The 23,997-nt window shown below is 41.2% G+C and carries 23 protein-coding genes and 1 pseudogene; 8 read left to right on the top strand and 16 right to left on the bottom strand.

What is annotated here, in order from left to right; genetic code table 11:
• Nucleotides 1-51 precede the first annotated feature (51 nt).
• The 3 genes and pseudogenes from ald to FQ085_RS13610 all read left to right on the top strand — a co-directional run.
• Complete coding sequence (ald, locus tag FQ085_RS13625; RefSeq protein ID WP_058385327.1) at nt 52-1,182, top strand: alanine dehydrogenase; 1,131 nt, start codon at nt 52-54, stop codon at nt 1,180-1,182.
• A gap of 107 nt (nt 1,183-1,289) precedes the next feature.
• Complete coding sequence (gene pgeF / locus FQ085_RS13620; protein WP_149456858.1) at nt 1,290-2,048, top strand: peptidoglycan editing factor PgeF; 759 nt, start codon at nt 1,290-1,292, stop codon at nt 2,046-2,048.
• Between the two features lie 496 nt (nt 2,049-2,544).
• Nucleotides 2,545-2,658: pseudogene (locus FQ085_RS13610) on the top strand (citrate/2-methylcitrate synthase); the annotation flags it as partial.
• Between the two features lie 75 nt (nt 2,659-2,733).
• Here the strand turns inward: FQ085_RS13610 and moaA are convergent.
• The 9 genes from moaA to FQ085_RS13565 form a co-directional block, all read right to left on the bottom strand.
• Entirely contained in the window at nt 2,734-3,750 is a 1,017-nt protein-coding gene (gene moaA / locus FQ085_RS13605) for a GTP 3',8-cyclase MoaA (RefSeq protein WP_058385325.1), read from the bottom strand.
• Between the two features lie 15 nt (nt 3,751-3,765).
• The gene (locus FQ085_RS13600; RefSeq protein ID WP_149456856.1) at nt 3,766-4,329 is read right to left on the bottom strand and encodes a molybdenum cofactor guanylyltransferase; all 564 of its coding nucleotides are present in this window, start codon (nt 4,327-4,329) and stop codon (nt 3,766-3,768) included.
• Complete coding sequence (gene moaD, locus FQ085_RS13595; RefSeq protein WP_071154289.1) at nt 4,326-4,559, bottom strand: molybdopterin converting factor subunit 1; 234 nt, start codon at nt 4,557-4,559, stop codon at nt 4,326-4,328. The genes FQ085_RS13600 and moaD overlap by 4 nt, the downstream gene beginning before the upstream one ends.
• Nucleotides 4,556-4,996 carry a molybdenum cofactor biosynthesis protein MoaE gene (locus FQ085_RS13590; RefSeq protein WP_058385322.1) on the bottom strand — a complete coding sequence of 147 codons (441 nt, stop codon included), beginning with the start codon at nt 4,994-4,996 and terminating at the stop codon, nt 4,556-4,558. Before FQ085_RS13590 ends, moaD begins: the two co-directional genes overlap by 4 nt.
• A complete protein-coding gene (gene mobB, locus FQ085_RS13585; protein ID WP_149456855.1) occupies nt 4,983-5,504 on the bottom strand; it encodes a molybdopterin-guanine dinucleotide biosynthesis protein B in 522 nt (173 codons plus the stop codon). Before mobB ends, FQ085_RS13590 begins: the two co-directional genes overlap by 14 nt.
• Entirely contained in the window at nt 5,492-6,736 is a 1,245-nt protein-coding gene (locus tag FQ085_RS13580; protein WP_149456865.1) for a molybdopterin molybdotransferase MoeA, read from the bottom strand. Before FQ085_RS13580 ends, mobB begins: the two co-directional genes overlap by 13 nt.
• 258 nt (nt 6,737-6,994) lie before the next feature.
• Nucleotides 6,995-8,278, bottom strand: coding sequence for an L-lactate MFS transporter (locus tag FQ085_RS13575; RefSeq protein ID WP_058385320.1), 1,284 nt, complete (start codon nt 8,276-8,278; stop codon nt 6,995-6,997).
• A 183-nt stretch (nt 8,279-8,461) separates the two neighbouring features.
• Complete coding sequence (fdhD, locus tag FQ085_RS13570) at nt 8,462-9,292, bottom strand: formate dehydrogenase accessory sulfurtransferase FdhD (RefSeq protein WP_062429943.1); 831 nt, start codon at nt 9,290-9,292, stop codon at nt 8,462-8,464.
• Nucleotides 9,279-9,662: a Na-translocating system protein MpsC family protein gene (locus FQ085_RS13565; RefSeq protein WP_058385319.1), complete on the bottom strand. Its 384-nt coding sequence runs from the start codon at nt 9,660-9,662 to the stop codon at nt 9,279-9,281. The genes fdhD and FQ085_RS13565 overlap by 14 nt, the downstream gene beginning before the upstream one ends.
• 256 nt (nt 9,663-9,918) lie before the next feature.
• Here FQ085_RS13565 and fdhF point away from each other — a divergent pair, with 256 nt between their 5' ends.
• The 4 genes from fdhF (at nt 9,919) to FQ085_RS18215 (ending at nt 15,523) form a co-directional block, all read left to right on the top strand.
• A complete protein-coding gene (fdhF, locus tag FQ085_RS13560) occupies nt 9,919-12,846 on the top strand; it encodes a formate dehydrogenase subunit alpha (protein ID WP_058385318.1) in 2,928 nt (975 codons plus the stop codon).
• Between the two features lie 14 nt (nt 12,847-12,860).
• Entirely contained in the window at nt 12,861-13,340 is a 480-nt protein-coding gene (locus FQ085_RS13555) for a helical membrane plugin domain-containing protein (RefSeq protein WP_058385317.1), read from the top strand.
• Between the two features lie 689 nt (nt 13,341-14,029).
• Nucleotides 14,030-15,322 carry an isocitrate lyase gene (aceA, locus tag FQ085_RS13550; RefSeq protein ID WP_058385316.1) on the top strand — a complete coding sequence of 431 codons (1,293 nt, stop codon included), beginning with the start codon at nt 14,030-14,032 and terminating at the stop codon, nt 15,320-15,322.
• A gap of 72 nt (nt 15,323-15,394) precedes the next feature.
• The gene (locus FQ085_RS18215) at nt 15,395-15,523 is read left to right on the top strand and encodes a YhfH family protein (protein ID WP_211272184.1); all 129 of its coding nucleotides are present in this window, start codon (nt 15,395-15,397) and stop codon (nt 15,521-15,523) included.
• A 387-nt stretch (nt 15,524-15,910) separates the two neighbouring features.
• Here the strand turns inward: FQ085_RS18215 and FQ085_RS13545 are convergent, their stop codons facing one another.
• On the bottom strand, nt 15,911-16,471 hold the full coding sequence (locus FQ085_RS13545) for a GNAT family N-acetyltransferase (protein ID WP_149456854.1): 561 nt from the start codon (nt 16,469-16,471) through the stop codon (nt 15,911-15,913).
• A gap of 300 nt (nt 16,472-16,771) precedes the next feature.
• On the opposite strand from FQ085_RS13545, the gene FQ085_RS13540 reads away from it, so the two are divergent.
• On the top strand, nt 16,772-17,746 hold the full coding sequence (locus FQ085_RS13540) for a proline dehydrogenase family protein (RefSeq protein ID WP_149456853.1): 975 nt from the start codon (nt 16,772-16,774) through the stop codon (nt 17,744-17,746).
• A gap of 111 nt (nt 17,747-17,857) precedes the next feature.
• Here the strand turns inward: FQ085_RS13540 and FQ085_RS13535 are convergent, their stop codons facing one another.
• From FQ085_RS13535 to FQ085_RS13510, 6 genes are all read right to left on the bottom strand, one after another.
• Nucleotides 17,858-18,661 carry a metallophosphoesterase gene (locus tag FQ085_RS13535; RefSeq protein WP_149456852.1) on the bottom strand — a complete coding sequence of 268 codons (804 nt, stop codon included), beginning with the start codon at nt 18,659-18,661 and terminating at the stop codon, nt 17,858-17,860.
• Nucleotides 18,662-18,813: 152 nt separating this feature from the next.
• Nucleotides 18,814-19,884 carry an ABC transporter ATP-binding protein gene (locus FQ085_RS13530; protein WP_149456851.1) on the bottom strand — a complete coding sequence of 357 codons (1,071 nt, stop codon included), beginning with the start codon at nt 19,882-19,884 and terminating at the stop codon, nt 18,814-18,816.
• Nucleotides 19,881-21,623: an ABC transporter permease gene (locus FQ085_RS13525; protein ID WP_149456850.1), complete on the bottom strand. Its 1,743-nt coding sequence runs from the start codon at nt 21,621-21,623 to the stop codon at nt 19,881-19,883. The genes FQ085_RS13530 and FQ085_RS13525 overlap by 4 nt, the downstream gene beginning before the upstream one ends.
• A gap of 36 nt (nt 21,624-21,659) precedes the next feature.
• Nucleotides 21,660-22,688 (bottom strand): ABC transporter substrate-binding protein, encoded by a 1,029-nt coding sequence (locus tag FQ085_RS13520; protein ID WP_149456849.1) that lies wholly within the window; start codon nt 22,686-22,688, stop codon nt 21,660-21,662.
• A gap of 356 nt (nt 22,689-23,044) precedes the next feature.
• A complete protein-coding gene (locus FQ085_RS13515) occupies nt 23,045-23,410 on the bottom strand; it encodes a DUF5412 domain-containing protein (RefSeq protein WP_149456848.1) in 366 nt (121 codons plus the stop codon).
• A gap of 171 nt (nt 23,411-23,581) precedes the next feature.
• A complete protein-coding gene (locus FQ085_RS13510) occupies nt 23,582-23,905 on the bottom strand; it encodes an IDEAL domain-containing protein (protein WP_058385308.1) in 324 nt (107 codons plus the stop codon).
• Nucleotides 23,906-23,997: the final 92 nt, after the last annotated feature.

The raw sequence follows: 23,997 nt of genomic DNA, 5'->3' as shown, positions 1-23,997 counted from the left end.
ACAGCTATACTTATGGATATCTACACCATTCGTTTCATAGGAGGAATAAAAATGATTATTGGAATTCCAAAAGAAATCAAGAACAACGAAAGCCGTGTAGCAATTACGCCTGCTGGTGCTGATGCTTTTGTTAGAGCTGGTCATCAAGTTATCATCGAAACAGGTGCTGGTTTAGGAAGCAGTTTCACAGATGCTGACTATATCGCGACTGGCGCTCAAATGGTCGATACAGCGCAAGAAGCTTGGTCTGCAGAAATGGTGATGAAAGTAAAAGAGCCCGTTGCTTCTGAATACCACTACTTCCGTCAAGATTTGGTGTTGTTTACTTACCTCCACCTTGCAGCTGAACCTGCGTTAACTCAAGCATTAGTAGACAGCAAAGTGACAGCGATTGCCTATGAAACCGTATCGGTAAACCGGACACTTCCTTTATTAACGCCAATGAGTGAAGTAGCTGGAAGAATGGCTGCTCAAGTTGGTGCCCAGTTCCTTGAAAAAATATATGGTGGCAAAGGGATTCTGTTATCTGGTGTACCCGGCGTTCAACGCGGAAAAGTGACTATTATTGGCGGCGGCGTGGCAGGAACTAACGCCGCGAAAATGGCGATTGGTCTTGGTGCACAAGTAACAATCATTGATTTGAGCCCAGAACGTCTTCGTCAATTGGATGATATTTTTGGTACGGATGTGACCACATTGATTTCCAACCCGTTCAATATTGCCCAAGCGGTTAAAGAATCTGACTTAGTTATTGGCGCTGTACTGATTCCAGGATCAAAAGCTCCTAAATTAGTAACAGAAGAAATGGTTCAATCGATGAACCCTGGTTCTGTAATTGTCGATATCGCTATCGACCAAGGCGGAATTTTCGAAACAACAGATCGCATCAGTACACATGACGACCCGACTTACGTTAAACACGAAGTCGTTCATTATGCAGTTGCGAATATGCCTGGAGCTGTTCCGCGTACATCAACCATCGCTTTGACAAATGTCACAGTGGGCTATGCACTTCAAATGGCGAACAAAGGTGTTCAAAAAGCTGTTGCAGAAAATCCAGCACTAAAACTGGGCGTTAACACGGCGAACGGTCATGTTACTTATGAAGCTGTTGCCAAAGATCTTGGTTTTACATTCGTTTCCGTCGATGAAGCTCTTGTTCAATCGACATCGTCAATTTAGTCCTAAAAACAGCCTCCCACTACTCGTAGTGGAAGGCTGTTTTTTTAGAGTTTTACTCTTCTGTACATCTGATTTAACATCGTTTATATTAAGAAAAGGTGATGAAAATGAAAGCGACATTTTATGTTCAGGATAAACAATTTGTTTCAGGCATGACGGTAAAAGACCTGACCGAACCTGAAAGCAATAACATGGCATTACATGCTTGTGAAAACACACAAACAATAATTGATAACCGACAAAAATTAGCCGATTTTCTAGCGGTACCTCTGACTAGTTTTATTTGTGCACAACAAACGCACAGCGCCAATTTCCGTCGCGTATCACAAAAAGATAAGGGGCGTGGAGCATACGATGCAGAAGATGCTTTTTCTGATACGGACGCTCTTTATACATTTGATACGGGCATCGTATTGTGCAGTTTCGCAGCTGATTGCGTTCCTGTAATTATTCAGGATAGAAAAGCCGGTTTGATTGGTGTTGTTCATTCTGGTTGGCAAGGTACCATCAAAGAAATTACATTCAAATTGCTTCACCAATTAATTGAGGTTGAACAATGCGATCCTGCTAACTTGGAAATTCAAATTGGTGCAGCTATTAGTCAACAACAATTCGAGGTCGATCGAGACGTCTATTTAAAGTTCGAAGCTCTTAGCTACGCAAGTAATTTTATGTATGTTAACGAAGATACGAAAAAATACCATATCGACAATCAAGCCATAGTCAAAAAACAATGCGAACTAGCAGGCGTTTCTCCCAAAAATATTCACGTGGATAAAACTTGTACGTTTTTAGAACCGACTGGATTTTCCTATCGACAAGATCGAAGGAGTGGCAGACATTTGATTTTTGTGATGAGGAACTGACCGGATACGTATTAAGAAAGCTTTAAAAAAGACGTGTCTTTCTGGAAATAAAGATTTTTCTCGCCTTTTCTATAGCTGCATTAACGACTACAGAATCCCTTTCAAAATACTGCTTTTTAGTTGATTAATTATTACGTTGTTGAAGATTTCCCCCTTTTAAAATCAACTTTTTTTGCTTTTTGCGATTTCGGATGTCCTTAATTCTTTAGATATCCGAGCGGATTAACAAAGAAATTAGGAAGCCAATTGACACCAAGGCAATGAAAAAGTAGGACACAGGAACGTAGCTTTCTGTATGCTCACGAATTTGTGAAACGATGGCTGGCGCAATAATGTGACCAAGTCGTCAATAAATAACCGTGAATTGCTCCTAATTTTTTTGTACCAAAAGGTTGCCAACAAACGCTGGTAAGTTTGAAAATCCACCCCCGTAGCAGCTAACAATGACCCAAATTAAATCCTGTAAAATTAATACATTGGTGATGCATGAAATCGTACCGTTCAGAAAAACTTGCCACCGAACGTTGATTTTTACTCGACATTGGTTTACCGTAGCTTGAACATCGAACACGATTTGTTCACACCGATTTTTGCTGAGTCACGTACATCGGTTTACCCAAAGTAAACATAAAAAGGCGCTTCCTGTAAATACTCAGGAAACGCCTTTTTTGTAATCGCCATCGTTTTATCCACCGATATACGACATGCCGATTTTGTTACGGTTTTTAGCTGTCAGTTCAGTTCGTTCATCTGAATAACGGTCGTCTCTACGTTCCCAAACAGCAGAGATTTTCTCCAATAACTCTTCGTCACTCAAACCATTTCGAAGCAGTTCACGAATATCGAAATGCCCTGTGGCGAACAAGCATGTATAGAACTTGCCATCTGAAGACAAACGAGCACGCGTACAAGATGAACAGAAGGATTCTGACACCGATGTGATAAATCCTACTTGTGCCTCTCCTTCTTCAAAACGGTAGCGTTTTGCTACTTCTCCATAATAATCTTTGTCGACAGGTTCTAGGTTGTAAACTGTTTGCAACTTTTCAAGAATCTGCTTTTTGGTGACAACTTTTTTAAAGCTCCAGCCATTATCATTGCCAACATCCATAAACTCAATAAACCTTAGGGTAATGCCGCGTTCTTTGAAATAAGCTGTCATCGGCAATATTTCTTGCTCATTGACATCTTTTTGGACGACCATATTGACTTTGATTTCAAATCCAACTTGTTGCGCAAAATCGATTTGTTTTAAGATGTGCGATGGATCAATGCCCCTACCATTCAGCTTTCCAAACAACTCCGAATCTAGTGCATCTAAACTAATATTCAGCCGGCGAAGTCCAGCATCGTATAGCGCCTGTGCTTGATTGCCAAGAAGCAAACCATTTGTTGTCAGTCCAATGTCCTCTACCCCCTCAACCGAAAGGATTTTCTCAACCAATTCTGGCAATCCTCTGCGCATTAAAGGTTCGCCACCTGTTAACCGAATCTTTTTAACGCCCATTGCTACAAAAACCTTAGTCAATCGATGTATTTCTTCAAATGTCAACAATTCCTGCTTCGGTAAAAATGCATAATCATCGCCAAATACTTCTTTAGGCATGCAATACGAACAACGGAAATTGCAGCGGTCGGTGACTGAAATCCGCAAATCCCGTATTGGACGTTGAAAATAGTCCTGTACTGGTTTAATGGCCATTACGCTACCTCCTTTTTAGTCGTCAGGTTGATTCACGTTGCGAAAAACAAGTTGATCTTTATGGATTTCTGACGAGTTTATCCACTGAGTGGTCACTTTTTCCATAAATTTCATCACACGTAATTGACCAGTTTCTAATTCTTTTTGTAGCGGTTCTTGTACACAGATATCCCAAACACTGAACAAAGGAATTTTTTCAGTGGTGTTCCATACAGCTGATATATCTGAAGAATCTTCGGTTAAAGCTAGAAGCTTTGCTGTTTCAGCTGGACCGACAAACGGCATATCACAAGGCAGCACCAAATAGTTATCCGCTTGCATATGGTTCATCCCCGAGAAAATTCCAGCAAGGGGGCCTTGTCCGGCAATCCAGTCTAGATCTGTGATGACATCATACTTAGAAGGGAAACGAGTGATTAACTCGGGCCTAGAAATAATGACTACATGGTCACAGACATTCGTTAATGCTCTATAAGCGTGCTCGTAAAAAGGTATTCCTGCTAACTCAGCAAACGCTTTTGGCGAACCAAAACGGCGCGACAGTCCACCTGCAAGCAAGATTCCGACAGTTGACTTCATCCTCCGCTAACGGGTGGAATAAAAGCCACGACGTCCCCTCTTTCTAAGACATCAGTCGGCAACGCGTATTCTTCATTGACAGCTAAACGAGCTGCACCCGACAGAAACTCCGGATATTTTGTCGTTGCCCACTGCCATAAATCATCAACGGTCTGTCCGGCCATATCGACTTGTTCTTCAGAAACTCCGGTCTGTTCTTTGAGTCCTGCAAAGTAACATAAGGTGATCATGCTAATCCTCCTTCTGGTTTCTTCTTTTGATCGCCAATCCACTCTTCCCCGTCTTCCCAAATTTCTTTTTTCCAAATGGGGACGATTTCCTTAATCCGTTCTATCGCGTATTCATTTGCTTCGTAAGCTGTTTTTCGGTGAGGAGACGAAACTGCGATGACAACTGCGATATCGCTAATTTGCAGCTCGCCAATGCGGTGCGCAATGGCGACTTGTGTTCCTTCCCAGCGCCGTTCAATTTCTTCACCAATTTGCGCCAGTTTTTTCTCAGCCATCGGTACATAGGCTTCGTATGATAAATGCAGTGTCCGCACGCCTTTTGTCCATTCACGAACATGTCCCGTAAACAAAGTGACTGCTCCCGCTTCCGGCCGTAATACAAAATCTGCGTAAATTTGAGGATTAATTGCTTCTGTTACGATTTCAAACGCCTTCATTCCTGTCACCATCCATCCAGTTAGTAAACCACTCACGTAATTGCTTACTGTCATTCTGCAGAATCACTGGGATATTGTCCAGTTCGATCACTTCTTGTGTGATTACTAAAGAGATGTGTTGCAAGCTTTGAAGCTGTAACCATTCGTCTGCTGACCGCAGCAAAACAATTTTTTTAAACCTTGCTTCTTTAAAGCCCTCGATGAAAATATAGTCTGGATGCCCCAAAGAAGTGAGGACAATCAACTCGTCGAGCGTCGCTTGTTCTTTTCGTTGATGTAGCTGAATGACTCCTCCGCCGTAAACAACCGAGCTGTTTGCTCCCTCAGTAAAAAAGCGCATACTGTCTGTCTCAGTTGGTGGCATGTCAAGTGCACCGTCGTGACCATGACGTTTAATTGTTGAAACTGATTTGCCTTTATCGTTTGCTTGTTTCAATAAATCCAAAACCAAGGTCGTTTTGCCGCTATTTTTAAAGCCGACCACTTGTAACACTTTCACAGTTTCCACTTGTCTGACCCTTCCTCCATACCGAGAAGCAGTACATCTACCAAATCACCTGACTGGTAGCCACGCGTGCCACCTGGCAAAACAATTAATGCATTGCCTCGCGCGATGGATGATACGGCATTGGATTTATTGAATCCAGCTGGCGACACAGTTTCGCCATTATATAGAGCGCGAACAAAACGAGTAAACGGATTGGCTTTGGTGAAATCTTCACCTAGTCGCGCTGTCGTATGCGGCAAGTATGGTTTACTGGCACTCATCATTTTTAAAAGTGCAGGTCGAACAAATAATTCAAATCCTGTAAAGCATGCAGATGGATTACCTGATAAACCAAACAAGTACCGACCGTTCGCTACAGCTACCGTTGTTACACTGCCTGGTCTCATCGCTACTTTATTGAACAATATCTCGGCTCCTAGTCGTTCATAAATTGCCGGTAAAAAATCGAAGTCACCGACAGAAACGCCACCTGTCGTAATCAGGCAATCCGTTTCTGTTGCCGCTTTTTTGACCACTTCGTAACTCTCATCTAGTTGATCAATTGATATTCCGTACATTTTACAGCGTATGCCCATTCGCTTTAGTTGTGCCACAATCATTGGCCCATTACTGTTTCGTATTTTGCCAGGCTCTAGTTCCTCATTGACTGCCAACAACTCAGTTCCAGTTGATAGAATGCCAACAATCGGTTGTTTGGCTACTAAAACTTGCGAGTAGCCGAAAGTCGCCAAAAGTGCAATGGTTCCTGGATTAATATAACTCCCACTGTTAATGACAACTTCGTTTTTCCGAAGATCTTCTCCTTGCAAAGATACATTTTCCAATGTTTTAAACGGCTTGCGAATCGTTATACTTTCTTCTGTTTCGACTGATTGTTCAAACATGACGACCGCATCAGCCCCTTCTGGAAGCTGTGCGCCTGTCATAATGCGAATCGCCATAAAAGCTGCTAATTTTTTTGTTGATACTTCTCCCGCGCCAATATGGTCAATTACCTTAAATGCGATGCGATTGTCACCTGTTGCTCCCACAGAGTCCACGGAACGAATAGCAAAACCGTCATAAGGAGACCGGTCGAAAGGTGGCACATCGCTAGAAGCAATAATTGGTTCTGCCAAAATGCGGCCGAAGCTTTCTTCGAGTTCTACTTTTTCAGTTCCTAGTGACAAAGCGCATTCTAATACCCGCTCAACCGCATTTATTACAGGAAGAGGCGTTCGTTTTTCAACCATCATTGTTCAGCTCCTCAATCTTTTAGGATAATCAAAATTCCGTTTTTTATTTCACTATGTATATCTTGCTCTATTCGCCAAGTCTTTTGTCGTTTCAAGTGTGGTCTATGTCGTATTAAACTTATACAAAGTAGGGATTGCTGTCAAATTGGACTTTTGATACAAAAGGAAAAACCTTGAAAATAATTACTTTCAAGGTTTTCCAAAAATGATCATCACCTATTACTAATTAGCGGAAACGAAGTTAGACAATTCCTATTAATCACTAACCACTTCAGTATTTCCGGATACCGCCATTTCTTTGTTTTTAGTCTGAAGTCTCCGAATATCGAGACGAATAACTAATGAAATAACCAGCGCTACAATAAATAGACCGGCAAAGAATAACAGACTGCTTTCATAACTGCCCGTTTTATCTTTCATGAACGCTGCAAACAACGGACCGGCAAGTCCAGCTGCTGCCCATGCTGTTAAAATATAACCGTGAATTGCTCCCAGCTGTTTGGTACCAAAGATATCAGCAATATAAGCCGGTATCGAAGCAAATCCTCCGCCGTAACACGTGTAGATAATCGCTAACATGATTTGGAAAAATATTGCATTTGTCGTAAAGGGTAAGAAAGCAAACAATGCAATTTGAATGACGAAAAATGCAGTATAAGTATTCGGACGTCCAATATAATCGGAAATTGTAGCCCATCCAAGACGACCAAGACCGTTAAAGATTCCAAGTACACCTACTAAAGCTGCAGCTTGAACTGTTGTCATACCAATACTGTCAATTGCCATCGGTTTTGCAGCCGATAAAATCGCAATTCCGCAGGTGACGTTTATAAACAACATAACCCATAAATAGTAAAACCGTTTTGTTTTGACAGCTTCGTTCGCAGTCAGCTGAGACAAATCTGTCTTCCGTTCGATTTTACCACTGTTAACTTTTTCTTCAAAGCCAGCTGGTGACCATCCTTCTTGCGGCTTTTCAAGGTATAGAGAAGATAGCACCATAATAATTAGATACGCAGCACCTAATGTATAAAAAGTTTGCTCGACTCCGACAGTTGTGATCAACTTTTCCATAATCGGACTGCTGATTGCTGCTGCAAAACCAAAGCCCATAATCGCTAAGCCCGTTGCAAGACCACGACGGTCAGGAAACCATTTTACCAATGTCGAAACGGGTGCAATATAGCCGATTCCAAGACCAATTCCACCGAGTGCTCCATAAAATACATAAAGCATTGGTAAAGAGGAAGCGCTTACAGCAAAACCTGAACCAATAATACCGGTGCCAAAGAAAAGTGCAGCGACAAGTCCAGCTTTTCTCGGTCCGTATTTCTCAACAAAACTACCAAAAAAGGCGGCGGATAATCCTAAGAACAAAATCGCAATGCTAAACGTCAATTGCACTTGACTGGTCGTCCATCCAAACTGGTCAATCAGCGGGTTTGTAAAATTGCTCCACGCATAAACAGAGCCAATCGAAATATGTATCCCTACTGCGGATAATGCAATCAACCATCTGTTTTTCGGCTTCTTTTTCATTTTTTTGACCTCCTGATAAAATTGATATTCCCTATATAAAATGATTTCCCAAAAGCCAAACCATCAATTTTTCCTGTGCCAAGCTTGGAGATTCAAACAATAGACCGATCGTTGAATAATCTTATTATTTCTTGTTGTCAATTTGCAAATAATGAGACGATTAGAATCATAGCACCGTTCTTTTTATTTGTCACCCCATTTTTTTACAGGTATTGCCGTCGCTTTGTCGCTGACAATTCGCTCGGGATGTGTGTACAAGTTAAACGAGTTACCGCGAATAAACCCTACTGCTGTTATGCCTAAGTCGTCTGCGAGTGTTAAGGCTAGTTCTGTCGGAGCAGATTTCGACAGTACGATTTCACAGCCAATTTTTGCTACCTTTAGTAAAATTTCAGAAGAAATACGTCCGCTAAAAACGATTACTTTATCACGCACGTCTATGTGATTCATCAAACAATAGCCATATATTTTGTCGAGCGCATTGTGTCTGCCAATGTCCATTCGCGAAACAATTATGCCATTCGCATCACAGAGAGCTGCATTATGAACTCCGCCTGTTTGTTTGAACATTTCAGCTGTGTCGCCCATATCCGTCATCAGCTGAAAACAATTTTCTGGTGTCAAAGTTACACGCACTTCTGTCATTTTCTTTGCAATCATGGCATCGTGAGCAAAAACGAAGCCTTGACGGCTCATGCCACAGCAAGAACTAATAAACCGCTTGTTCTGCAACTGCTCGAAAAATGGATAAACTTTTTCAGCTGTAATATTAACGGTTCCCGTTTTTTCATCCACTCGAATGTCTTGAATGGCTTGGTAATTTGGAATAATTCGTTCAGAAACTAAAAATCCGATAGCCATTTCTTCCATGTGTGCAGGTGAACAAACAATTGTGATAAATTCTTTGCCATTGATTTTGATGGTTGCAGGTTGTTCAATCACAACACGATCTTCTTTTTCGGTAAATGCTCCTTTTTCATAGCGCATAATTTTCCGTGTTTTATCTTGTTTCATCTGGCTTGCCTCCCGCGGTACCTTTTTGGTCAATCGGACGGTCGAAAAGAAAAACAGATACGGCAATATCGTCTTCAATTTTAATATCTGAAAACAGATGGACGAATTTTGCGCCGACCAACTCTTCCATCCCTTCTGGTGCAGCAGAATCGTAAACACTTTGGATCATACGAGTACGCGCAGCATGAACCATTTCTTTTCCTTCCGCTGTTCTCGCTATGAATTGTTCTGACGGACTCAAGTTGCCATATAAAGTAGCAATCGCCATATCGTTGACGAAAATCGTTTGGATACGCTCAGGTCCTTTACCGAACAAATTTTTTCGTAGTTTTCGAATAATGTCATTAAACTCGTGAATTTGTCTGGTCATACCTATCTTCTCCTCAATTTACTAATTATTTGCTGACTATTTGATATTTTAGTTGTGTAACATATTTTTACTGTTTATAATAATAGCATATGTTGGCGTCACCGTAAGTTATTGCGGTAACGCTTTCACTCTACCTATACGCTTGGATTGGTCATTTAACAAGTCCTGTTAAGACACTATTCCACTATGAAACAGAGGCACTTGTCAAGTGTGTTCTTCATAGTGGATTTTTTTATTCAAAAAAGGAGGTTTTGGCATGTCCATCAAGATTAACGGTTCACCTACCGAGTTCGAACAAGGAAAAACCATTCTACAGGTGCTCAATGAACAGAAAATTCTTCATCCTCAGATTTGCTATATGCCCGAAGTTGATCCAATACAAACATGCGACACGTGCATCGTCGAAGTCGATGGACAACTCGTTCGCTCTTGTGCAACTCCTGCTACTGCTGGTATGGAAGTCTTACTCGCTTCACCGCGTGCTAAAGAAGCGCAAACCGAAGCAATGGATCGAATTTTAGAAAACCATTTGCTTTACTGTACTGTTTGCGATAATAACAACGGTAACTGCAAAGTCCACAATACAGTTGACTTAATGGAAATCGAACATCAAAAATATCCGTTTGAACCAAAATGCTCGGTTGACGAAGTTGACTTAACGAATCCATTTTATCGCTACGACCCGAATCAGTGTATTGCTTGCGGACAGTGCGTAGAAGTGTGTCAGAATTTACAAGTTAACGAAACCTTGACGATGGACTGGTCACGTGATCGCCCTATCGTTTTATGGGACGGCGGTGCAAAGATCAACGACTCTTCTTGCGTGAGTTGTGGTCAATGTGTAACAGCTTGTCCGTGTAATGCGCTAATGGAAACCTCCATGCTCGGTGAAGCAGGTTTTATGACCGCAATTCCTGAAAAAATTCTAAACCCAATGATTGATTTAGTAAAAGATGTCGAGCCAGGCTATAGCGGTATTTTAGCTATTTCAGATGCTGAAGCGAAGATGCGTGAAACACGCACGAAAAAAACCAAAACAGTTTGTACGTTCTGTGGCGTTGGTTGCTCATTTGAAGTTTGGACAAAAGATCGTGAAATCCTAAAAATCCAACCGGTTTCGGAAGCACCTGCAAACCAAATCTCCACTTGTGTTAAAGGCAAGTTTGGTTGGGATTTTGTCAACAGTGAAGAACGCATCACAACTCCTTTAATCCGTAAAAATGGTGAGTTTGTCGAAGCTAGCTGGGAAGAAGCGCTTGACCTAGTAGCATCAAAATTCAAAACAATCAAAGAAGAGAATGGCAAAGATTCTATCGGGGTTATTTCTTCTTCGAAAATTACCAATGAAGACAATTATGTCATTCAGAAACTAAGTCGCCAAGTGTTTGAAACTAATAACGTCGACAACTGCTCGCGTTATTGCCAGTCCCCTGCGACAGACGGTTTGTTCCGCACAGTCGGGATGGGCGGAGACGCCGGTACGATTAAAGACATTGGTAACGCTGGACTCGTTATCATTGTTGGTGCTAACCCAGCAGAAGGTCACCCAGTCTTAGCCACACGTGTAAAACGTGCGCATAAATTGCACGAACAAAAATTGATTGTCGCGGATATGCGCAAAAACGAAATGGCCGAACGCTCCGATCTTTTCATTACACCTAAACAAGGCACAGACCAAGTATGGTTAATGGCTGTAACGAAATACATGATTGATCAAGGCTGGCACGATCAGCAATTTGTAGATGAAAACGTCAATTATTTCAACGAATTTAAAGAAGTATTGGCTCAATACACATTAGAATATGCTGAAAAACGGAGTGGTGTTTCAAAAGAAACAATTATCCAAACAGCAGAAATGATTCGTGATGCTGACGGTACGTGTATTCTTTGGGGTATGGGCGTTACGCAAAACACAGGTGGCTCTGACACATCCGCTGCAATTTCTAACCTTTTGCTGGCAACAGGTAACTATCGCCGCCCAGGTGCTGGCGCTTATCCGCTTCGTGGTCATAACAACGTTCAAGGTGCTTGCGATATGGGCTCATTACCAGGTTGGTTACCAGGCTATCAGCACGTTACTGACGACAATGCGCGTCAAAAATTCGAACGAGCTTACGGTGTGAAAATTGATGATAAGCCAGGTATGGATAACATCCAAATGCTACAAGCAGTTGACGAAGGCATCATGAAGGCAATGTATGTAGTCGGTGAAGATATGGCTTTAGTTGACTCGAATGCCAATCACGTTGATGAAGTTTTAGCCAAACTCGACTTTTTCGTTGTGCAAGACATTTTCTTCTCTAGAACTGCACAATATGCAGATGTTATTTTGCCTGCGGCGCCGTCCCTTGAAAAAGACGGTACATTTACAAATACGGAGCGCCGTGTTCAGCGTTTATACAAAGCTCTTCCAGAACTAGGCCAATCAAAAGCCGATTGGTGGATTGTTCAAGAAATCGCAAACCGTCTAGGTGCAGGTTGGAACTATAGCCATCCGAGTGAAATTTTTGCTGAAATGGCGAGCTTGTCTCCCCTGTTCGCAAAAGCAGATTACACAAACATGGAAGGCTGGGACAGTTTCTTGTGGGGTAGCTTAGAAGGTGAAAGCACACCACTTCTATATGTCGATGGCTTTAACTTCCCTGATAAAAAAGCACGTTTTGCTTTATCTGATTGGGTTGAGCCGGTAGTATTCCCACAAGAATACGATTTACACATTAATAATGGTCGATTGTTGGAACATTTCCACGAAGGCAATATGACGGACAAATCTCGCGGTATTCTTTCTAAATTACCAGAAACATTTGTTGAAGTGTCTCCCGAATTGGCAAAAGAACGAGGACTTGAAGACGGCTCTACCGTTCGCTTGGTGTCTCCGTATGGTGCATTGAAATTACCAGTTATCGTAACGGGACGTGTAAAAGGAAACGAACTGTTCTTACCGATGAACTCGACGAAAAAAGAAACAGCGATTAATTTCTTGACAGGTCCTGCTGTTGATCAACGGACGAACACACCTGCTTATAAACAGACAAAAGTACGTATGGAAGTCTTGAAAGATCACGTTAAGAGTCCGTTACCAAAATCAAATCCGCGTGACAAAAAACGCACACCGCAATCCGGCATTGAAGTCGAGCGCAAATGGGCACGTGAAGGCTATGTGCATTTAACAGATCAACGATAGAAAGGTGATGGCCTATGGCAAGTCCAATAACACAGATTAAAAAAAGACAATGGACTCCTGAAGAAATTCGACAGCAGAAGCTTTACGAATTGGAATCATTGATTGCTGAACAAAATCAGGCACTCAATAAACTATTAGCAATCACTGGCGATTTAGATGATGCTGGCGTGTTAGATGCCGTCGTAGCGATGGTCAAGGCAAAAGAAGGCATTTCTGAGGTGGTAATGGGACAAGCAACTCGTGTACCCGTAACCAACCTCATCAATAACATGATGGGCGCAGCTGCTGCATTAACAGCGATTGAACCCGCATCTACGGAAAAGCTGGCTTCAAGTGTCGTTAATGGATTGAAAGAAGCCGAGTCGCAAAACCACAACGGCAAGAAACTGGGTGTGCTTCAAATGGTTAAGGCATTCAGAGATCCTGACATTAATCGCGCCATTAAGTTTGGACTCAATTTCCTGAAAGGGATGGGAAAAGGATTAGATCGCTAGTTTAACCAACATTCCGAATTTCCATATGCAGTTGCGGCTTTCTTTATAGCCGCAACTGTTTTTTATTGTGTAAAGTTTTTCGCAATGAGCTTGTCAAATCGCTTAATGTGAGGATCACGATTTTAACTAGATTTCCTCACTACCGAAAAATCAGTTTTTCTTTTATTATTTCAAAAGTTCTGGAACATTCTATTATATAGAAGGAACTGCAAAAAAATAGCCTGCACACTCTTCTTGAAACGATTAATTCCAACTTAGAATGATGTTTTTTTACTTTTGCAAACAAAGCTCATTATCCCACAAATAAACTATGCTTTTGCGCAAACAACCACTGTAGTTCTGCAAGCAAACGTTGGAATTGTGCAAACAAACTCCCCTATCCTGCAAACAAACTCAATTTCCCAGAGTGGAAGGCTAAAAAAATAACTCCTCAGCTGACCTATAGTAAGAGTTACCGCCTATCAATCTTCAATACGCTAGATGCTTCTTTTTTGGCCGTTTTATTCATACAGCCTATAAGACAACAACCTAGTGTTCATCGCTTATTAACTGCTTTTGTCCTAAAATAATCGCTTTTATCGAATTTTGAAGACATCTGAAATCATCTGTTATATATTAATAAACAAGAAAACAAACTGTATTAATACAGTTTGTTAATTAATTCTTCAAATCAGAAAGGGATGGATGACATGGTTGCAAACAAACTTCAACAAATCGAGGAACTAAAAACTAGCTGGACAGAGGATAGCCGCTGGAATGGCATTGAACGCCCGTATTCGCCAGAGGAAGTTGTAAAACTTCGTGGATCTGTACAAATCGAGCACACATTAGCAAGAAAAGGTGCTGAGCGTTTATTCCGTTCGATTCATGAAGAGGATTTCGTCAACGCCTTAGGTGCTTTAACTGGTAATCAAGCAGTTCAGCAAGTAAAAGCAGGATTAAAAGCAATCTATTTGAGCGGCTGGCAAGTAGCAGCTGATGCTAACTCTGCAGGTCAGATGTATCCCGATCAAAGTTTATACCCGGTCAACTCCGTTCCTGATGTTGTGAAGAAAATTAACCAAGCGCTTCAACGTGCCGATCAAATTGATGGCGTTGAAGGCGTTGAAGGATTTGACTGGTTTGCACCGATTGTAGCCGATGCGGAAGCTGGATTTGGTGGTCCACTAAACGTTTACGAACTGATGAAGGCGATGATTGAAGCTGGTGCATCTGGTGTTCATTTTGAAGATCAGTTGGCTTCTGAAAAGAAATGCGGTCATTTAGGCGGCAAAGTATTACTGCCAACTCAAAACGCGGTTCGAAATTTAGTTTCCGCTCGGTTAGCAGCAGACGTACTTGGTGTCCCTACATTAATTATCGCGCGCACAGATGCGGATGCGGCTGATTTGATCACTAGCGATATCGATCCACGTGACCATAAATTCATTACTGGCGAACGTACACCTGAAGGCTTCTACCGCACAAACCCAGGCATCGATCAAGCCATTGCTCGCGGCTTAGCTTACGCACCTTTTGCAGATCTTGTCTGGTGTGAAACGTCTCATCCAAACTTAGAAGAAGCACAACAGTTTGCCGATGCCATTCATGCGGAATTCCCAGGTAAATTGCTTGCTTACAATTGCTCGCCATCGTTTAACTGGAAAGCAAAACTCGATGAAGAAACGATTGCAAAGTTCCAAGTTGAACTCGGTAAAATGGGCTATAAATTCCAATTCGTTACACTAGCTGGTTTCCATTCATTAAACCATAGCATGTTCGAACTGGCTCACGACTATAAAGATCATGGCATGGCTGCCTACTCAAAACTGCAACAAGCGGAATTCGCCAACGAATCAAAAGGCTATACAGCAACTCGCCACCAGCGTGAAGTTGGCACTGGCTACTTTGATGAAATTTCCCAAATTGTTTCCGGCGGCACAAGCTCAACTACTGCAATGAAAGGTTCGACTGAAACAGCTCAATTCACAACAGCTAACTAACAAATTGTCATCCACTGATTAGCATCTCAACTGCCACGGCATTCAAAAAACAAACTATTGGAGGAGATCCTTATGAAAACAACAAAAACGTATGAGACACGCACGAAGAAAGAATGCCGCGAGTGCGGATGCGAAATCAAAGAACGTCAGCAATCCATCATCTACGAATGTGAACGCTGCATGTGCAATAAAGACGACTAATAAAAAGTCCCACTCGAAGTCGAGTGGGACTTTTTTGTTCTAACATAAGCAAATTCAATGCCAAATAAATTAGTTTAGACAAATGGCATTAACTCGTTACCTTTTAAAAACTTTTAAAATCAAAAAATTAGGGATTTTCATTAGTCGAGCGTATTGTTCTGGCGCTAGTTTTTGGAATTTTACAGTAGGCTTCGGCTCTATTACTTGTTCAATCGAAAAATTTTCTATACAGGTGTTAAGGATTTCACTTAATGGCCTGCGGTAAAATGGAACATGATCAATTTTCCTTGCTTTATTCCATTGGTCTGCAAAAGCCGTATGCCAATTCTTTAAATAATGTAAAGTCTAAGCTATTGACTGTTGCCACCACTTGCTTTTTCATCTTTTTCAGCCTTTTGAATTTGTGAATTGTTGTTTTTCAATCTTGTACAATACATGCGTCTTTAACGGACTATCGCAAGCTAATTTCGGATGCTGGAATTCCCTTATTTTTGACATTCCAATCTTTTTCATGACGGTTTCAGATGGCACATTGATCGTTGCTGTAAACGAATAAACTGCAGTCATATGTAACACGTCGAATGCATACGCAAGACAAGCGAGTGCCCCCTCAGTCGCAAAGCCCTGTTTCCAAAAACGTTTGTCTAGGCGCCAGCCAATCTCTGCATGTCCCTGCCCTTCAATTGCCATCGTAATTTCCAATAAGCCGACATAGCCAATAAATACTCTGTCTATTTTTCTTTCTACTGCCCACATCGTATAGCCTTCATCATCCATATGTCTGTTAAAACGATCAATCAATTGATCGGCTTGTAGTTTTATTAAGGTTTCTGGAAAATAACGCATGACTTCTAAATCTGCAGTCATACTGGCGAAAAAATCTCGGTCGTTATCTTTCCAAGGCCTAAAGCCCAGTCTCTCTGATTCAAATAGATAGTTCGTCTCCACCAGCAGTCTCCTTCACTCTTTTATTTCCTATTAGCTTAGCAGAATAGGTCATTTCCGCAGGCCTGTCCACTTTTTTGTCACTTTACAACACTTTATTCGTTCAAAATACGAAAATTATTAGCATTTGAAAAATAAAGATTGCAAAATGCATTATTTTTTTGCATTATTATAGATAGGGATAATTATTAATGCAAAATAATTTTGCGGTAAGGGTTTATTCTATTAAGTTGAAGAGTTTCTTTATAGACCTTCAACGATTTGTTCCGTTACAAAATACAGAGAAGATTGGGGCAATAAAAAATGATCGTTAAAAACTTCTTCATGCATCTTTCAGAAAACCAACTTTTAAATAAAGCAGCTCAAAACTATGGCTTTAAGCTCGGCGCTCATAGCGTTGTAGCTGGAACCAATATTGAGGAAGCTATTGGGAGCATTAAAGAACTGAACGCACAAGGCATCAGCTGTACGATTGATAACCTTGGAGAATTTGTTCACGATAAAGCAGAAGCTTTAGCCGCAAAAAATCAAATTCTTGGTGTTGTGGATGCTATTCACAAACATCAAGTAGATGCTCATATCTCGTTAAAACCTTCACAGCTTGGGCTGGATATAGACTATGATTTCTGCTTAGAAAACATTAAAGAAATTGTTGATAAGGCTTCTGAACACAATATCTTTATCAACTTTGATATGGAAAACTATGCACGTCTTCAACCTTCTTTTGATTTATTAGAAGAACTGTCGAAAAACTACGATAATATCGGCACAGTCATTCAATCTTATTTCTATAGAGCAGAAGATGATATTAAAGATTATAGCAACTACCGTTTACGCATCGTCAAAGGTGCTTATAAAGAACCTGAAGAAGTCGCATTCCAAAGCAAAGAAGAAATTGACGCAAACTTCATCGAATTGATTGAGTATCATTTGTTAAATGGTAAATTTACTTCGATCGCGACACATGATCATGAAGTGATCAATCATGTAAAACAATTTGTTATTGATCACAATATTTCAAGAGAGAAATTCGAGTTCCAGATGTTGTATGGCTTCCGCAAAGACATGCAGGTAGAGCTTGCTGCACAAGGCTATAATTTCTGTACGTATATCCCATTCGGTACTGATTGGTACGGCTATTTCATGCGCAGACTGGCAGAACGTCCACAAAACTTGAACTTGGTCGTTAAGCAAGTATTCACTAAAAAGACCAACACTGCAATTGGTGTTTTAGCAGGCGCATTCTTACTAGGTCGTTTAACAAGTAAAAGATCATAAGCAAATGACAAAACCAGCAGGTCCTTTCAAGGACCTGCTGGTTTTTTGTAACGGTATTCAACCCCGTTAACTTTCGCATCGTTAAAATGCAAGCAAACTAATCAATGCGCTTTAAATTTCAATAATTTTAATCGCTGTCTTAATTTCTTCTTGTGCTGAGCTACTGACCCATTCTTCTGGGTAGTGCCCAAGCGGATTGCAAATACAGTCGATCCCTCTGTATTCCTCATGATAACGAATATGAATATGCCCAAAAATCATTTTTTTGACACCGTATTTTTCCGCCAGTTCGCCAAAGCGAGAACTCCCCATCATGGCATTGAAAAAATCCCAGTACGGCTCGTTTTTAACTCGAATAAAATGAGCAAACGGCACAAAATGCGTAACTAGAATAATGTTTTTACCTTGATGTTCTTTTAACCAATGCTCTAATTTTTTTACATAATGTTCCGTGACCGCTACATCGTTTTCTGGCCAGTGCGCATACAACATATCTGGCCATGTGAAATGATTTAAACGACCTTCCGCAAACTCCTCATGACTGTACCCCTCGACGCCTAGCGTATAATCGTACCAGCCTCCATCTCCAATGACGACCCAGTCACGGGTCAACTGGACTGGACCATTGCCTAGATTGCCTTTAAATTCTAGTAATTTATCGTACGCAACGGTTGAATCTTCATGATACACATCGTGATTTCCATGAACAAATAAAAGTTGAATGTCCGGTAATTGTTGCTTTAGCTGGTTAAGCAAGTTCAAACTTTTTTCAGGATTTGCTGCCATATCTCCGCTGAGAATAAACACATCTGGTGCATGATGAATCAAACTGTCGCGCAACAGGCTAAATATATCAGTTTCTGATTTTTTTCGATTTAACCCTTCGTGTATATCCGATAAGACAGCGATTTTCACGGCTCATCCCCCCTATGCATGTAACTGCTAAAGTTTTCCTGCCTGAATTCATTATAACTGATTTTTCAGTTTTTTATAATGATTTGCTGAATATCCTTACAAAAAAAAGAACAATCGCGCAATGATGCACAACTGTTCTAGAAACCTATTTGTTAATTGGAGACAATTTTTCCGGTCTGCTTTGGTGCATTTTTCAAGGAAATACCAACCACATCGCCAGTCTCAAAACGTGTCGCAACTACTGATTCGTGGATGGTCCAGGTTGCTTCTCCAACTTCTACTGTGTAATGGATTTCATGTCCTTGATACTGAACAAAAGACACAACTCCCTGCATCCCCTTACTGTCAGCCGTCATCAACTGAAACTGTTCTGGACGTACAGGATAAATTCCGCTGGTCTTAAAGCTGTCCGCAACGCCTAGGTCGTGCCAGACATTGTCCGAATCAATCGTTGGTACAAATTGGTCACCGCGCCATTGCCCTTTTACAAGATTGCATTTACCTACAAAGGTCGCGACAAATTCAGTCTCCGGACGTGTATAGAGAACTTCCGGTGGCGCAATTTGTTCTATGCGTCCTTGGTTCATCACGACAATTTTATCAGCGATAGCAAGTGCCTCTCCTTGGTCATGCGTAACAAAGACAATAGAAGCTTTCGTTTCTCTGTGAAGTTTTTGAATTTCTTTGCGCATCTCCATGCGCAACTCAACATCTAATGCGCTCAATGGTTCATCCATCAACAGTAAGTTCGGTAACGGTGCAATGGCACGCGCGAGCGCCACACGCTGTTTCTGACCACCTGATAGTTCTGACGGGTAACGTTCAGCTAAAGCGTCTAAACCGACCAACTTCAGCACTTTATCGATTCGTGCCTGCAACTCTTTACGGCCTTCCTTGACCTTATTGGAGTGATAGCTAAGTGGGAATTTAACATGCTCAGCAACCGTCATATGTGGCCATAGCGCGAAGGACTGAAATACCATACCAATATTGCGTTTTTCAGGTGGCAAGACGTGTTTTGTCGATGCCAGAACCGTATCGTCCATCGAAATGGTGCCATCCGTTGGCCCCATAAAACCTGCCAATAGTTTTAACAAAGTTGTTTTTCCGCATCCAGATGGGCCAAGCACGGCAATAAATTCTCCGTCGCCAATTACTAAGTCAATCGCATGCAACGCTGTAAATGAACCGTATTTTTTTGATACATGATTTACTTTTATCATTTATTTTTCAGCACCTTTCTGTCCCACAGCTTACCAAGCAGCATAAACAATGCGCCTCCAAGTAGGATGCCCAGTACGAGCACCGTTGAAAACGCCGTCGAGTAGGTAGAGTAACCAGCTTGCTCGTAGCCAAAAATCACAACCCCGACCGTTTCAGAGCCAGACGACCACAACAAACTTGAAACGGTTAATTCTGTGAGTGCCATCAAAAACACCAGTAGCGCTCCACTAAGAATTCCTGGAAATAATAATGGCAATAAAATCCGGCGCCACTTTACCCATCCAGCAGCTCCAGAGGTTCGTGCCGCTTCTTCCATCGAAGGATCAATTTGTAAAAAAGCCGTATAGCTTCCTCGAACTTGTAATACGAGAAAACGTGTGACATAAGCGATAAATAGAATCCAAACTGTGCCGTATATACTTGGATTCCATCCAGGCACTGGCTCTAGCCACATGAAAATCATGCATAGCGCAAAAACAGTACCCGGTAGTGCATATGGAATCGTCATAAACAGCTCCGCTGTTTTTGTACTCCAATCTGGATACTTAAAGCGCAGATAAGCCATAGCCGTTCCAAGCACTAAACAAACAATCATCGTAAACAAGGCCAGTTGCAAGCTATTCGACAAAGCTGACATGGGTTTCACATCTGTCATAAAAACGTATTCGTAATTTCGCAGCGATAAGTTTTCCAATTTGAACGGTACTCCATAAGCTGAAATAAGCGATAATGCACCCATGGTAATCAGGGGCATTAAGCTCGTTACGAGAAGGAAAATCCACAATAAAGCTTCTACTAGCCTTTGTTTGCCCGCTGTTAAATAGATACGCGGCGTCGAGTCACTTCTGTTTGTCTCGTTGACACGGCTACGGCGCAACAAGAACCATTGTAAAACTGTTCCGAGCAGTGCAATAAATCCCAGAATGACCGATAAAACGGCTGCGCGCGAAAAAGCAGAAGGACCGAATCCTACGACCTGCTCATAAATATACGTACTCAAGACACGAATATTTGCAGGTGTTCCAAGAAATGCTGGAATTCCGAAATTGTCCAAATTTGATAAGAACGCGATTAGGCCACCACTAGCTATACCTGGAAGTGCGAGTGGCAACACGACTTTCCAAAATGTCCGCTGTTTCGATAATCCACTTGTCGCCGCTGCTTCTTCTAATTCACGTGGGATTTTTCGAAAGACATTGACTGTGAACAAATACACGAGCGGGTAATGCGATATTCCAAGCAATAAAATAATGCCACTCATACTGTATAAGTTTGGTGCCGCGAGTTCTCCCGGCAACCACGATAATATCGCTGTTACTGGACCGGATGCACTAAAAAACTGTGTCCATGCGAGTGTTGTTATATAGGAAGGAATAACGAACGGCAAGAAGATAAATAGCTGCATCGCTCGTTTCCCGCTCAACTGCACATAAGCAACAAGCCAAGAAAACAAAATACCGAGCACCAAAGCCAAAATTGTTGAACCTCCAACGACAATTAACGTATTTTTCACCGTTTTCCAAGTGGCGGGCTCTCTAAGAACTTCGGTGTAATATTGCATCGTTACCGAACCATCATTGACAAAGCTTAGCCAAATAAGTCGCAGCACTGGCAATAAGAAGAAGATGAAAATAACGATCAAACCGATTATTTTATACAAGTTATTACGTCGAAAAAAGAGAGAAAAAGAGGAGTCCCTCTTTTTTCTCTCCCCATCTATTGGCTGTTTTGCTGTCATATTCGTAACTCCTCACACCAAAATTCAGGTTGGTTTTTATTGTCCGAAAATCTTTCCGAATTTCGTTTTGTCATCACTCCGTGTTTCCAGTAGTTCCACCGCTTCAGCGTCCAAAATAGTCATTTCATCTAATGTTTTTAAACCTTCAGGTGCATCTATGCCTTCACGAATTGGTGTGTAGCCTTGCTGTGAAGCTAATTTCTGACCTTCTTCTGAAAGAATAAAATCAACAAATGCTTTCGAGGCTTCTTCATTTTCAGTATTGGCTAGTATACCAACCGGTTCTGTAATAACCGGAACGCCTTCTTCTGGATAAACTAATTCTACTGGAGATCCGTCATTTTTAGCGCGTGCGGCTAAAAAGTCAACAATTATGCCATACTTCTTCTCACCAGTCGCGACACTTTCTAGCACTGCGCCATTGCCTTGTGTGATGGTGATATCATTATCTTGAAGTGCTTCATAAAACTCCCAGCCAAGACTATCTTGACGCGTCATGACACCTAAATTATAAGCAGCTGCTCCAGAATAAAGTGGACTTGGCATAACAGCTTGTCCGCTCGTCGGCTCGTCAGTCAAGTCAGTCCAGCTCGTAGGAAGCTCTGTCACATCATTGGTATTTACAATCAAACCTGTAGCCATGATTTTAGTTCCTGCATACGTACCATCCGGATCAACAAATGATTGATCGAGGGATTCTGTTTCTGGTGATTTATAGTTCAGTAATAGATCGTCTGCTTTAAAGCTCTCAAAAGTTACCGAATCTGCGACTAACAGTACGTCTGCTTGAATATTACCACCTTGGTTTTCTGCTTGGATTTTTGACACAACTTCCTCTGTTCCGGAACGAAAAATACTAACATTGACATCAGGATTTTGCGCTTTAAAAGCATCAACTAAACCTTGCGCATCCGCATCCGGCTGGGATGTATAAAAATCCAAAGTACCCGAGACGCCTTCGCCTGCTAATCCTGCTTTTGAATCTGTTCCACTTTCTTCGCTGCCACAAGCTGCAAGAACGGTTACTAAACACACTGTCGCCGAACCGTAAAAAAATTTCTTCATTCTATTTCCCCCTCAGTTTTTTTATTCGACTTACCTATTTTTATGTACTACCTGTTTAGTAGTATAGAACATTTTCTTAGAGTAGTTGTTAAGCTAGTGTTAAGAATCGCTTTGTATAAGCCGAAGGAACGCAAAAGACAGTCTATAGATAGAGCTAGATTCTGCTAGTTATTACCTTATATAGTAACTATAGATTGCACAGTGTATGAGGTCAAATATAATTAGACGCACTATTCCTACTAAAGAAATAAGTATGCAGATTTACTGAAGGAAAAGTACACCGTACTATTTTAGCTAAGCCCCGAGTAACTCAACCGTTTTAAACCCTATCCTAGAAACAATTCTAATTATCTAGTTTATTGCTCATTTCTGAAATCATACTTTTCTTTTGGAACACGCAACAAGTGTCCGTTAATATCTACCGTATCCTCATCAATCCACTGTATCGTTGCAGAATCTTCTCTGTAGTTCCAGTAGATATTCTCAGCTTTTTTATTCTCTTCGTTGAAAACCAACTCTCCTCTAACAGCATAGGCCACAGTTGCTCCACCGTTTGTCACATAGGCACGTATAGTATACGCGCCATTTGGTGATACAGATTCCGTCAAAAAATCACCTTCAGGCAAACGCTGCATATCAAAAAAAGCCCAGTAAACTACATATCCAAAGAGCGCTGCAATGACTATTGAACTTGCTACTCCAATAACTAAACCTTTTTTCATATTCAACACCTCTTGATTAATAACGTTCAAAAATAGAATAAGTTCAATTTTCCAAAAGAATGCTAAAAAATAGCACCTTAACCCACAATTTTTAGCTACTAAAAGCTTTGTGAATTAAAGTGCTATTGATGTTTTAAACTGTTAAAATTTACATTCAAATGTATGGAAATTTTAGTTAACCGCTTCTTTTTTAGCATTTAACTGAGCAGACAATTCTTGGAACCATTCTTTATCGTCCGTCGCTAGTGCTAAATCGATTAAGAAGTCTAGTTGCGCAGCATCTTTATTAACTGACTGTGGAATGCTTTCTACTTGATGTACAGACATCGGGATCGTCATGCCAATCATTTCTTCGTTGTCACTTTCCACCACTGTCACATTTACCGCTTCTTTAAGGACATCCATAGAATCGATAAAGCCGATAATCAGTTCGTCGTGGCGGGATTTTCCTTTTACCCAATCACTTATTTTCAGAATCGTTTTATTCGTACCCATATCTATGCACCTTCTTTACATTTTTTATCGTTCAATACCTATCAATGAAAATTTGGACATTGCCTTATGGTCATTTTTTCCCTAAACAAACC

The sequence above is a fragment of the Planococcus sp. ANT_H30 genome (genome assembly GCF_008369335.1).
GTDB lineage: Bacteria > Bacillota > Bacilli > Bacillales_A > Planococcaceae > Planococcus > Planococcus kocurii.
This window is presented reverse-complemented; position numbering and strand designations above follow the sequence as displayed.